Below are 12,553 nucleotides of genomic sequence, written 5' to 3'. Positions count from 1 at the left end.
CCGGGTCCTCTCTGTTATACGCTGCGGGACCCTCCGGCGGTGCCGTGTCCTCGCGAGGCGGTCGCTCCGGGGTGTCCTCCTCCTGCTTCCACCGGTGTGCTGGCCGTTCCATCCCGGGATGGCTGGTGCGCGGAACAAGGTGTACCGAATGAGAACTGAAGCTCCACCCCCCACTCTGCTCCGGGCGAGGGCGCTGCTCTGCGCGCTCGCCCTCCTCACGGCGGGCACCGCCGCCGCCGAGCCCACGAGCGTCGTGCTCGTCGGGACCGTGAAGGACGCGCTGAACTGCCTGCCCGACAACACGGCCTGCGCCGAGGCGCGTCTGGCCTTCGAGGCGGAGGACAACCTCTGGCAGGCGGTGCTCCCGCTGCGCAAGGGCACCTGGACGTTCCGTGCGGCCGTCGAGGAGGCGGGTTCCGTCTCCACCTACGGCCAGGGCGGCAAGGTCGATGGGGCCGCCTTCTCCCTGACGCTCGCGGCGGACTCCGACGTCAAGTTCTACTTCGACTCCAAGAGCCACTGGGTCAGCGGCAACAAGAGCTCCGTCATCGCCACCGTGGCCGGCAGCTTCCAGGCGGCGCTGGGGTGCCCCGGTGACTGGCAGCCCTCGTGCCTGCGCTCGTGGATGCAGGACCCCGATGGGGATGGCATCTACACCTTCACCGCGAACCTCCCCGGGGGCTCGTACAAGTACAAGGTGGCCCTCGACGAAGGGTGGACCACCAGTTACGGCCAGAACGGCGGCGGTGGCGACATCACCCTCGACATCCCGGCGGGCGGGGCCACGGTCAAGTTCTACTTCGACCCCAAGAGCCACTGGGTCACCAGCACCAAGAACGCCAACGCCGTCATCGCCACCGTGGCGGGCAGTTTCCAGAATGAGCTGGGGTGCCCCCCCAACCCGGGCGAGAGCTCCGATGGTGATTGGCGGCCGTCGTGCCTGCGCTCGTTGATGAACGACCTCGATGGGGACGGCCTCTACACCTTCACCACGACGCTCCCCGAGGGCTCCTACGAGTACAAGGTCGCCCTCGACGAGGGGTGGGCCACCAGCTACGGAAAGGACGGCGGCGGCGGCAACCTCAGCTTCGACATTCCGGCGGGAGGGGCCGAGATCGTCTTCTCGTTCAACCCCGTCACCCACGTCCCGAGCCACTCGATCGTGGGCGTGGACGTGCCCCGCGGCAACATCCGCCGGGTCCGCGCGTATTGGGTCTCGGGCGACTGGCTGGTCTGGCAGCCCGAGCTGCCCGTTCCGGACGGGGCCGTCTTCTCGCTGCACCACGACCTGAGTGGGGCCATGACGCTGGAGCCCTCGGGCATCGCCGGCGGCAGCTCCATCACCCTCGAGCGCGCCCTGCTGGGGCTGCCCCCGGACGTCGAGGCCCGCTTCCCGCACCTCGCGGGCAAGCTGGCGCTGCGGATCCCCGACGCGTCCGGCATCGACGTCCGCCAGGTGCTCAAGGGGCAGCTCGCCCTCTCCGTCAAGGACGCCGAGGGCCGCCTGCTGGATGCCACCTCGGTGCAGCTCCCCGGCGTGCTGGACGCGCTGTACGCCAACGATGAGACGCTGGGCGTCTCCTGGGCGAACGGCGCTCCCACGCTCAAGCTGTGGGCCCCCACCGCCCGGAATGTGAGCCTCCACGTGTTCGCGGATTCCACCTCCACCACCCCCGTCGCCCTGGTGCCGATGCAGCTGGACCAGGCCACCGGCGTCTGGAGCCACACCGGCAGCGCGGACTGGAAGGGCAGGTTCTACCTCTACGAGGTGGAGGTGTACGTCCATGCCCAGAAGAAGGTCGTGAAGAGCCTCGTCACCGACCCCTACTCGCTGAGCCTGTCCACCAACAGCACGCGCAGCCAGCTCGTCGACCTGGCGGACCCGGCGCTCGCGCCCACCGACTGGGCCTCGCTGGTCAAGCCCGCGCTGGACGCTCCCGAGGACATCGTCCTCTACGAGCTGCACCTGCGCGACTTCAGCATCAACGATGCCACCGTGCCGGCGGACAAGCGCGGCACCTTCGCCGCCTTCACCGAGTCCGGCTCCAACGGCATGAAGCACCTGCGCCGCCTGGCCACGCATGGCCTGACGCACGTGCACCTGCTGCCCGTGTTCGACATCGCCACCATCGACGAGGACCGCTCCAAGCACCAGCCGCCCGCCGGCGACCTGTCCTCCATGGCCCCCGACTCGGAGGCGCAGCAGGCCGCCATCTCCGCCGTGCGCGACCTGGACGGCTTCAACTGGGGCTATGACCCGTACCACTACACCGTTCCCGAGGGCAGCTACGCGGTCAACCCGGACGGCAGCGCGCGCATCCTCGAGTTCCGCCAGATGGTGAAGGCCCTCTCGGACTCCGGCCTGCGCGTGGTGATGGACGTGGTCTACAACCACACCCACGCCGCGGGGCTGGCGGACAAGTCCGTGCTCGACAAGGTGGTGCCCGGCTACTACCACCGCCTCAACGCCGACGGCAACGTCGAGACCAGCACCTGCTGCGCCAACACCGCCTCCGAGCACGCCATGTTCGAGAAGCTCATGGTGGACTCGCTCGTCACCTGGGCCCGGGCCTACAAGGTGGATGGCTTCCGCTTCGACCTGATGGGCCACCACATGAAGGCCAACCTGGTGAAGGCCCAGGAGAAGCTGCGCGCCCTCACCCTGGAGAAGGACGGGGTGGACGGCTCGAAGATCTACCTCTACGGCGAGGGCTGGAACTTCGGTGAGGTGGAGAACAACAAGCGGGGCGTGAACGCCACCCAGCTCAACATGCCCGGCACGGGCATCGGCACGTTCAGCGACCGTCTGCGGGACGCGGCTCGCGGCGGTGGCCCGTTCAGCGGCCTGCAGGAGCAGGGCTTCACCAGCGGCCTCTGGTACGATCCCAACGGCACGGACCAGGGCACCTCCGACAACCAGCGCGAGAAGCTGCTGCACCAGGCGGACCTCATCCGGGTGGGCCTGGCTGGCAACCTGCGCGACTACGCGCTCGTCAACAAGGCCGGGGAGACCGTGAAGGGCTCGCAGGTGGACTACAACGGGCAGCCCGGTGGCTACACGGTGGATCCGCAGGAGGTCATCACCTACGTCTCGGCCCACGACAACGAGACGCTGTTCGATGCCATCCAGCTCAAGGCCCCCGCGTCGGCCGACCTGGACGCGCGCGTGCGCATGCACAACATGGCCATGAGCCTCGTGGCGCTGGGACAGGGCATCCCCTTCTTCCACGCCGGTGACGAGTTGCTGCGCTCCAAGTCGATGGACCGCAACAGCTACAACTCGGGCGACTGGTTCAACAAGCTCGACTTCACCTACGAGTCCAACAACTGGGGCGTGGGTCTGCCCCCCGCCGGCGACAACCAGGAGAAGTGGTCCGTCATGAAGCCCCTGCTGGCCAACCCGGACCTCAAGCCCGGCTCGGCGCACATCACCCGGGCGCTCGACCACTTCGAGGAGCTGCTCTCCATCCGCAAGAGCGCCGCGCTCCTGCGTCCGCGCACGGCCGAGGACGTCCAGGCGAAGGTGCGTTTCCTCAACACCGGCGCCTCCCAGGTGCCCGGCCTCATCGTCATGAACCTCCGGGACGAGGCGGCCGCGGATGGCATCACCGACATCGTGGTGCTCTTCAACGCCAACGACGAAGCGCAGGCCTTCCCCATCCCCGAGTACGCGGGCCGTGGGATGAAGCTGCACCCCGTGCAGGCGGACTCCTCGGACACGGCCGTCCGGACCGCCTCGTTCGACGCCTCCGGCGCCTTCACCGTGCCCGCCCGGACCACAGCGGTGTTCGTGAACGCTCAGGCCACCCCGAGCGAGGATGATGGCTGCGGCGGCTGCGCCGGCACCGGGGGTGGGGCCTTTGGTGCCCTGGCCGTGCTCCTCGGCGGCGTGCTGCGGTCCCGGCGCCGTCAGCGGGCGTAGCGGGGAGGAGCCCCGCGGGTACGGGGGCCGGCGCGCGGAATGCCGGCCCCCGTGTTGTCTCCCTATTCCTCCGCCCCCCGCAGTGCGGTAGAGGGGCGCGCATGGACGAGAAGACGCTCACCCGGTTGCTCGAGCAGGTGAAGGGCGGCAAGGTCTCCGTGGACGATGCCGTGGGCCGGCTCAAGGACTTGCCGTTCGCCGAGCTGGGTTATGCCACCCTGGACACCCACCGCAGCCTGCGTTTCGGCTTCCCGGAAGTGGTGCTGGGGGAGCCGAAGACGGCGGAGCAGGTGCTGGGCATCGTGGGCGCGCTGGTGGAGCGCAAGCAGACGGTGCTGGTGACCCGGCTGCAGCCGGAAAAGGCCGAGGCCCTGCTGGCCGCCTACCCCAAGGGCCAATACCACTCCGTGGCGCGCATCTTCCACCTGAAGCAGGGCAAGCCCAAGGCGGGCACGGTGGCGGTGGTGACCGCGGGCACCAGTGACATCCCCGTGGCGGAGGAGGCGGCCGTCACCGCGGAGGCCATGGGGGCCACGGTGAAGCGCGTGTACGACGTCGGGGTGGCGGGCATCCACCGGCTGCTGCGGCGTCGCGAGGAGATTCAAGACGCGCACGCGGCGGTGGTGGTGGCCGGCATGGAGGGCGCGCTGGCGAGCGCGTTGGGCGGGCTGGTGGGCATCCCCGTGGTGGCGGTGCCGACGTCGGTGGGCTACGGGGCCAACTTCGGCGGCGTGTCCGCGCTGCTGGCGATGGTGAACTCGTGCGCCTCCAACGTGGCGACGATGAACATCGACAACGGTTTTGGTGGCGGCTTCTACGCGGCGCTCATCTCGCGCACGCGGGGCCGGCGCTGAGACGGGAGCACCCATCATGCGCAAGATTCTCTACCTGGAGCCCGTGGGCGGCATCGCCGGGGACATGTTCCTGGCGGCGGGCGTGGACCTCGGCGTGTCGCCAGAGGCGATTTCCCAGGCCCTGAGCGGGTTGCAGGTGCCGGGCTGGAAGCTGGCGGTGAGCCGCGCGGTGCGGCACGCCATCAGCGGCACGCACCTGGACGTGGTGCTGGACGAGCGCGAGGCGCACCCGCACCGGGCATACTCGGACATCCGCCAGCTCATCGAGGCGGCGCCCACGCTCTCGCCCCGCGCGAAGGAGCGGGCCCTGGCGGTGTTCCGGGCCATCGGCGAGGCCGAGGCGAAGGTGCACGGGGTGTCCATCGACGCCATCCACTTCCACGAGGTGGGGGCGGTGGACTCCATCGTGGACATCTGCGGGGCGGCGGTGGTGTTGGACCTGCTGGGCGACCCCGAGGTGTACGCGGCGCCCCCGCCGCTGGGTAGCGGCACCATCCGGGTGGCCCACGGCAACATGCCCATTCCCGTGCCGGCCACCCTGGAGCTGCTCCGGGACGTGCCGGTGCGCTTCGAGGGCGTGGGCGAGCTGACGACGCCCACGGGCGCGGCACTGCTCAAGGTGCTGACGCGCATTGGCCAGCCGCCGCCGGACTTCATCGTGGAGCGCATCGGCTACGGCGTGGGCACCAAGGACTTCCGGGACCGGCCCAACGTGCTGCGCGCGTCCATGGGCCGGGCCGAGGCGCGGGCCGAGGGCCTCTGGGTGGTGGAGGCCAACCTGGACGACAGCACGCCGCAGCTCCTCGGCTACCTCATCGAGCACCTGCTGGGCACGGGGGCGCTGGACGCCTGGGTGACGCCGGTGACGATGAAGAAGGCGCGGCCGGGGCACCTGCTGGGCGCGCTGGTGGACGGGGGCGCGAAGGAGACGGTGGTGGACATGCTGTTGCGCGAGTCCACCACGCTCGGGGTGCGCTCCTACCGCGTGGAGCGCACGGCGCTGGAGCGGGACTGGGTGGAGGTGGAGACGCCGTGGGGCAAGGTGCGGGTGAAGCGCGGCCTGCGCAATGGCGTGGTGCTCAACGTCCACCCCGAGTTCGAGGACTGCCGCAAGGTGGCCGAGGCCTCCGGAGTCCCCCTCAAGCAGGTGATGGCGTCCGCGCTGGCGGCGCTCAGCTCGGGGCGGTGAGCCGGTCCAGCACCAGCCCGAGGAAGTCGCTCTCGCCGTGAAAGGCCCAGCCCAGGTGCGTCTTGCAGGCGGCGCACAGGGCAATCCGCCAGACGAAGCCCGGGAACCAGCTCGCCTCCGCCGTGGGCGGGCCGAGGACGAGACAGCCCTCGGCCTGGGCGAAGCACCCGAAGTGGAAGACGAAGCCGGACGGGTTGACGCGGGTGTGCGTGTGGCGGCCGTTGACGGTGGTGCGGTGGCGCTCGTGGGTGATGACGTGGCCGCAGTGCGCGCAGCACAGCGGGGCTCGCGGCTCGCGTGCCTGGGTCTCCTCCTCCGCCCGCTCGGCGGGCTTCGCCTCCGCGGGCGCGGCGGGAGTGTCCTTGAGCCACCGGGGCTCCGGTGGGGGCTGTGGCCAAGGGAGCGGATTCATGGTGCGGACCCAGACTGCTCTTGCCCACGCTCGGGGCCGGATGCAAGGCCGGGCCGGCGCTCCCTCGTTCGAGCGGCTGCTGCGCTGAAGGGCTCCTCAAGAAGGTGGCCGGCGGGGGTGGATCATTCTATGACCGGCCCCTCCATGCTCCTCCCCACGACCATCACCGACCTGCACCTCGAGCCGCTGGACCTGGCCCTCACCGAGCCCTTCGCCATCGCCACGGGCGCGCCGGACATGGCGAACAACGTCCTGCTGCGCCTGAAGCTGGCGGACGGGACGGTGGGCCTGGGTGAGTCGGCGCCCCTCACGGCCGTGTCCGGGGAGACGCAGGCCAGCACGCTCGAGGCCATCGCCTCCGTGCGCGAGGCGCTGCTCGGTCGGGACGCCCGCGCCTGGCGCCCCATTGGCACGTGGCTGGGCGAGGCCCTCCCGGGAGCTCCCTCCGCGCGCTGTGGCATCGAGCTGGCGCTGCTGGACGCCCTGGGCCGCCACTACCGGATGCCGCTGTTCGCCTTCTTCGGCGGGACGGGCACCGGGCTGGACATCGACATGACGGTGACGGCCGGTGACGAGGCGCACGCGGCCTCGTCGGCCCGCGCCATCGTCGCGCGCGGCATCCGCACCCTCAAGGTGAAGGTAGGCGCGCTGTCGGCGGAGGAGGACGTGCGGCGCATGGTGGTCATCCGTCGGGAGGCTCCGGGCGCGCGGCTGTTCGCGGACGCCAACGGCGGCTACACCGTGGCGCAGGCGCGCACCTTCCTCTCGGGGCTGGAGGCCGCCGGCATCCCCCTGGCGCTCTTCGAGCAGCCCGTGCCTCGCGAGGACTGGGAGGGCATGGCCGAGCTGACGCGCTCGTCCCGGGTGCCCATCTGCGCGGACGAGTCGGCCCGTACGGCGAAGGACGTGCTGCGCCTGGCTCGCGAGGGCGGCGCGCACGGCGTCAACCTCAAGCTGATGAAGAGCGGCGTGGTGGAGTCCCTGGCCATGTGGAACCTGGCGCGCGCCTCGGGCATGGAGCTGATGATGGGCGGCATGGTGGAGAGCACCCTCGCCATGAGCAGCGCGGCGCACTTCGCCGCCGGCCTGGGCGGCTTCGACTACGCGGACCTGGATACGCACCTGTTCATCCGCGAGCACGCCTTCCGCGGCGGCCTGCGGATGCAGCAGGAGGGGCGGATCGACGTCGGGCACGTGCAGGCGGGCCACGGCGTCGACATCGGCTGAGGTGGGCACCGGTCCTCCAGGGCCGCGCAGGGGGAGGCACTCCATGTTGGACGCACTCGTGGTGGGCGCGGGCCCGACGGGCCTGACGATGGCCGCGGAGCTGGCGCGGCATGGCCTGCGCTGCCGCATCGTGGAGCAGCTCGAGACGCCCTCGCGGCTGTCCCGAGCGCTGGTGGTGCAGGCGCGCACGCTCGAGGTCTTCGACGACTTCGGCATCGCCGACCGGGCCGTCGCGCTGGGGCGCAGGGCCGAAGCCTTCAACGTGGTGGGAGCCGGAGGCCTGCGCACGCGGGTGCCCATGCAGGTCTTCTCCTGGCTGGAGACGCGCTTCCCCTTCCTGCTCATGCTCCCGCAGGACGCCACCGAGGCGCTGCTCACCGAGCACCTCGGCACGTTCGGCGTGGCGGTGGAGCGGGGCGTGTCGCTGGAGGACTTCCGGCAGGACGCGGGCGGCGTGGAGGTCACGCTGATGCGCCCGGAGGGGGGCATGGAGCGGGTGGCGGCGCGCTGGCTGCTGGGGTGCGATGGCGCGCGCAGCCGGGTGCGCAAGGCGGCCGGCATCTCCTTCGAGGGCGAGACGTATGACGACACGTGCGTGCTGGCGGACGTGCGCGTCGAATGGCCGCTCGGAGAGGGCGAGCTGTGCATCATCCCGTCCCGGCACGGTGTGATGGCGGCCTTCCCCATGCCCGGGGAGAAGCGCTACCGCATCTTCGGGATTCTCCCGCGTGGAGGGCTGGCGGGGGACAACGAGACGTCGCCGCTCTCGCTGGAGGAGATGCAGGCGCTGGTGGACCGGATGGTGCCCGTGTCCACGCGCCTGAGCGAGCCGCGCTGGCTCACGCGCTACCGGCTGCACCGCCGGGGCGTGCCGAGCTACCGCCGGGGGCGTGTGTTCCTCGCTGGGGACGCCGCGCACATCCACAGCCCCGCGGGCGGGCAGGGGATGAATACGGGCATTCAGGACGCCTACAACCTCGCGTGGAAGCTGGCGCTCGTCACCCGGGGCCGCGTGCCGGAGTCGCTGCTCGACACCTACGACCTGGAGCGGCACCCGGTGGGGCAGACGCTGCTGCAGGGGACGGACCGGATGTTCGGCGCGGTGGCACGCGGGGGCGCCGCCTCACGGCTGCTGCGCGCGTATGTGGTCCCCCGCCTCGCCCGGCCCCTGTTCGGCCGTCCGTTCGCGCAGCGCCGCCTGGCCCGCTTCGTCTCGCAGCTCGGCATCCATTACCGGAACAGCCCGCTCACCACCGAGCGCATCTGGGGCGAGGAGGTGGGGGGCGTGCGGTTGGAGGAGGGCCCCGCGCCCGGCAATCGCGTGCCAGAGCTGCCGGTGAAGGGGGAGGGCGTGACGCGCCTGCACGAGGTGCTGCGTGGGCCCCAGCACACGCTGCTGCTGTTCACCGGCCTGACGCCCGAGGCGAAGGTGCGCGGCGAGCTGGTGGTGCTCGCACGCCGGCTGGAGGAGGCGTATGGGCCGCTGCTGAAGGCGCGCGTGGTGCTGGCGGGTGAGGCGACGCCGGCTCCCTTCGTGCTGGCCGACGAGAGCGGCGCGGTGCATCGCCGCTTCGGTGCCGGGGCGGAGTGCTTCTACCTGGTACGGCCAGACGGGTACGTGGGGCACCGCGAGAGGCCCCTTGAGCCGAAGCGGCTCGAAGCGGAGCTCTCCCGGCGCCTGGGCCCGTCGACGCGCCCCCTGCGGAGTCCGGGAGCGGGTGTCACGGGCTGAGCCCGCCCGAGGTGCCCCATTCTGGGGCGCTCCTGCCGTGCGAGGCGCAAAAGTGCAGTGCTGGTGCCGTTCCGGAGCGTTTCACTCGTCACCGGTGACGAGCGGAACCTCAACCCGTCCCTTCTCGCACCGGGGTCTCGCCCGGGGAGGACGCGTTGCCGCTCCGGGAGCCCAGCAGCGTGCGCCAGGCCGTGGCCAGGAGGATGATGCTGCCGCCCACCAGCGCCCAGGGGCCGGGTCGCTCCCCGGCGAAGAGGAAGGTCCACACGGGGTTGAGCACCGGCTCGAGCAGGATGAGCAGCGAGGCCTCCACCGCGGGCGTCTCACGCAGGCCCCGCTGGAAGAGGGTATAGGCGAGGCCGAGCTGGAACACGCCCAGGAAGACGAGCAGCCCGATGTCCAGTGTCGTGGGCTTGGGGCCGCCGAGCGCGGGCAGCAGGACGCTCGCGCCGGCGATGAGGTTGCCCCATACCAGCACCGCGGAGCCCTCCTCGCCCACCGCGCGCAGCCCGAGGATGCACAGGGCGAAGGCGAGGCCCGAGCCCAGGGCAATCACATTGCCCCAGAACTGCCCGGGGTTGAGCTGGTCGAGGAAGAAGAGGCTCAGCCCGAGCAGGAACACGGGCACGGCGGCCAGCTCACCCCGCGAGGGGCGCTCGCGCAGCAGGAGCGGGGACAGCAGCAGCACGTAGAGTGGCGCGGTGTCCTGCAGGAAGATGGCGTTGGCCGAGGTCGTCAGCTTGTTGGCGAGGATGAAGGTCACCACCGTGGCGGCGTAGGCCACCGACGCCGCGAGCCCTCTCCAGGACGGGAGGCGGCGGCCCGCGGGGATGGCGAGCGCGAGCACCAGCGCGGCGACGAGCGAGCGCCCGGAGGCGAGCTGCCAGGCCGACAGCGAGGAGAGCTTCACGGCGGCACCGGCCGTGGACCAGAGCACGGCGGCGGCGAGGAGGTAGAGGCGGGAGCGGAGCATGGGGCGGCGCGGGTGACTCATATGCCGGTCACCCGGGGAAAGCCATCGCCGCCGGGCCAGGCGCGGGGCGGGGCTACCGAGCGCCCTGGAAGCGCCGGTAGCGGGCCTCGACCGCCATGTAGACGGCGTAGGCCACCAGTCCCGCCGCGGCCACGGCGAGCAGCACCGCCCCATGGGGCTGGGCCGCGAGTGTCTCCAGGGCTCCGTCCAGGCCACGGGCCCGCTGCGGATTGGCGGTGAGCGCCGCCTGGACGAGGAATCCGCCGAGCAGCACGAAGACCCCGCCCCGGGCGAGGATGCCCAGCTTGGAGATGCGCACCGCCCACTCGGCCTGAGGGGGACGCATGGCCTCCAGCCGCAGCTTCCTTCGGAACTTCTCCTTCCACGCCTTGTCCATCTGCCAGAGGCCCACTCCGGCGATGACGAGGCCCACGACGGCCACCAGGGCCTGCCCGAAAGGCTGCGACATCAACCGGGCCGTCCAGGACTGGGCGCTCTGGTCTCCATGGGAGCCAACGCCGCCCGTCTCCAGCACCAGCCGGAAGGCCGCCACCGCGAGGGAGGCGTGGAGCGCCGCGCTCACGAGGTAGCTCGCCCGCGTGACGAGGCCCTTCGCATCGGTGCCCTTGCCGTCCGGGTCCATCCAGGCCTGCACCACGCGCCAGAGGACGTAGCCCACGAGGCCCACCGCCACCACGGCCAGCAGCGCCTTGCCCCAGGACTGTTGGGCCAGCGTGGCCAGCGCGCCCTGGGTGTCGGTCATCTCCCCGCCGGTGCCAAAGGCCACCTGGAGCGCGAGCACTCCGACCACCGCGTACACCACGCCCTTGGCCAGGTAGCCCAGACGGGCCAGTCGCTCCGTCCAGGGACTGCGCACCGCCTCCCGTCCGAGGCGGTCTCCCCGCTGCTTCAGCTCCGACGCCTTCCGGCCCATCTCGTTCGCCATGCCTTGCCCCCCTCACCGGAGAGCCCGGAGGCATCGTCCGGCAGTGCAGCGATCTTCGGGGGAAGGTAGGCACTGCGGGGACGAGCCTAGAAGGTGCCTCCATCCGCCCGCCGACCGGGCGAGGAGCCGAGCGTTGGATTGTGCGTGGTGTGCAGCACGAAGCCTCCATCGCGGGCGCCATCGGGGTTGCGGTTGTACGAGACGGCTTCAGTGGCGGACGGATAGCCAGTCTCGTCCACGGTCTGTTTCAGGTTGTCCTGGAGGTAGACACGCTCGTCGTTCTTATTGAAGAAGAACCCACCGCCGGTGGCCACCACCGCGTTCGTGCTGCCATCGGGGACAGCCGAAGCCCCCGAGAAAATGACGATGGCGCTTCCTGGCGCGAGCTGCGTACTGGAGGGGAAGACATGCCGGGCCGGGCCGGTGCTGTTGTATCCGCTGAGGTCGTTCACCATCCAGCCGCTGATGTCCACCGTTTCCGTGGCGTCGTTCACCACCTCCACGAACTGCTGTGCGAAGTCCCGGCCGCCATCGGGGAGTGCAGGCTCGTAGGGCATGTACTCGTTGATGAACACCGGAGGCTTCACCACCTCGAACGTCGAGTCACTGTCGTCGGTGACGCTCGGCGCCGACACATCGCTCACCCGGAAGCGCGCCAAGGCGGTGGGAGTCGGGGGCAGGGTCCACGGGTACTGTCCAAGCGAGGCGGGATAGTTCGAGGACACCACCTGCCACGTCGCGCCATCATCCTTTGAATACTCCAGCCGCACGTTGCTGACGCCGTCCGCCGTCCAAGTGATGTACTGCGCCGTGCTTCCCGTGAGCTGCTCTCCGCCATTGGGCGAGAGGAGCCGCAACGACCCGACGGGCGGCGGGGGCGGGGGCTCCACGCTGAAGGTGAAGCGGCTGAGCACCGGGTAGTGGTCCGAGGTGGTGTTGCCGTAGTTGAAGATGCTCGGTTTGAGCACCCGGGCCGAGTTGCTCACATAGTTGGCCAGCAGTTCGTCGGTGACGAGCTGGTGGTCAATGAACGAGCCGTTGGACACCGTGCTCCCCTGGTTCGTCAACGGCTGGGTGACGAAGGTGTACGAGGCCGGAGCGTCCAGGAAGTTCTGGAAGGGCGTCTGCCGGTAAACGCCCGTGGAGTCTCTCGAGATGGACTTGTCCACGTCATCGTTCCAGTCGCCGAGCACGATGACGCGTGCAGTGGACAGCTCCGTGTCCAGGTACTCCTTGAGCCTCTGGGAGGCGGTCTGGCGGTCCAGGTAGTCGTCGTAGTTGCTGAAGGCTTTCAGGTG

9 protein-coding genes are annotated in these 12,553 nt (G+C 70.6%); 5 read left to right on the top strand and 4 right to left on the bottom strand.

What is annotated here, in order from left to right:
* Window positions 1–148 precede the first annotated feature (148 nt).
* The 3 genes from pulA (at window position 149) to larC (ending at window position 5,965) form a co-directional block, all read left to right on the top strand.
* Window positions 149–3,922: a pullulanase-type alpha-1,6-glucosidase gene (gene pulA / locus VF697_RS20640; protein ID WP_331097534.1), complete on the top strand. Its 3,774-nt coding sequence runs from the start codon at window positions 149–151 to the stop codon at window positions 3,920–3,922.
* A 101-nt stretch (window positions 3,923–4,023) separates the two neighbouring features.
* The gene (gene larB, locus VF697_RS20635; protein ID WP_331097532.1) at window positions 4,024–4,776 is read left to right on the top strand and encodes a nickel pincer cofactor biosynthesis protein LarB; all 753 of its coding nucleotides are present in this window, start codon (window positions 4,024–4,026) and stop codon (window positions 4,774–4,776) included.
* A gap of 16 nt (window positions 4,777–4,792) precedes the next feature.
* Complete coding sequence (gene larC, locus VF697_RS20630) at window positions 4,793–5,965, top strand: nickel pincer cofactor biosynthesis protein LarC (RefSeq protein ID WP_331097530.1); 1,173 nt, start codon at window positions 4,793–4,795, stop codon at window positions 5,963–5,965.
* Here the strand turns inward: larC and VF697_RS20625 are convergent.
* Entirely contained in the window at window positions 5,949–6,377 is a 429-nt protein-coding gene (locus tag VF697_RS20625; protein ID WP_331097528.1) for a cereblon family protein, read from the bottom strand. The genes larC and VF697_RS20625 overlap by 17 nt on opposite strands.
* A 144-nt stretch (window positions 6,378–6,521) precedes the next feature.
* Between VF697_RS20625 and VF697_RS20620 the strand changes: the two genes are divergently transcribed.
* Both VF697_RS20620 and VF697_RS20615 read left to right on the top strand, forming a co-directional pair.
* Window positions 6,522–7,604, top strand: coding sequence for a dipeptide epimerase (locus VF697_RS20620; RefSeq protein WP_331097526.1), 1,083 nt, complete (start codon window positions 6,522–6,524; stop codon window positions 7,602–7,604).
* Between the two features lie 43 nt (window positions 7,605–7,647).
* Complete coding sequence (locus VF697_RS20615) at window positions 7,648–9,336, top strand: FAD-dependent monooxygenase (RefSeq protein ID WP_331097524.1); 1,689 nt, start codon at window positions 7,648–7,650, stop codon at window positions 9,334–9,336.
* A gap of 109 nt (window positions 9,337–9,445) precedes the next feature.
* Here VF697_RS20615 and VF697_RS20610 read toward each other — a convergent pair whose 3' ends face one another.
* The 3 genes from VF697_RS20610 to VF697_RS20600 all read right to left on the bottom strand — a co-directional run.
* Window positions 9,446–10,309 carry a DMT family transporter gene (locus VF697_RS20610; protein WP_331097522.1) on the bottom strand — a complete coding sequence of 288 codons (864 nt, stop codon included), beginning with the start codon at window positions 10,307–10,309 and terminating at the stop codon, window positions 9,446–9,448.
* A gap of 73 nt (window positions 10,310–10,382) precedes the next feature.
* Complete coding sequence (locus VF697_RS20605) at window positions 10,383–11,255, bottom strand: DUF1206 domain-containing protein (RefSeq protein WP_331097520.1); 873 nt, start codon at window positions 11,253–11,255, stop codon at window positions 10,383–10,385.
* An 86-nt stretch (window positions 11,256–11,341) separates the two neighbouring features.
* The coding region (locus VF697_RS20600) for a lamin tail domain-containing protein (protein ID WP_331097518.1) at window positions 11,342–12,553 on the bottom strand (1,212 nt) is incomplete at its 5' end.

The organism is Archangium sp., assembly GCF_036388035.1.
GTDB lineage: Bacteria > Myxococcota > Myxococcia > Myxococcales > Myxococcaceae > Archangium.
Note: the sequence above shows the minus strand (reverse complement) of the source record. Positions and strands in the feature narration are given on the sequence as shown.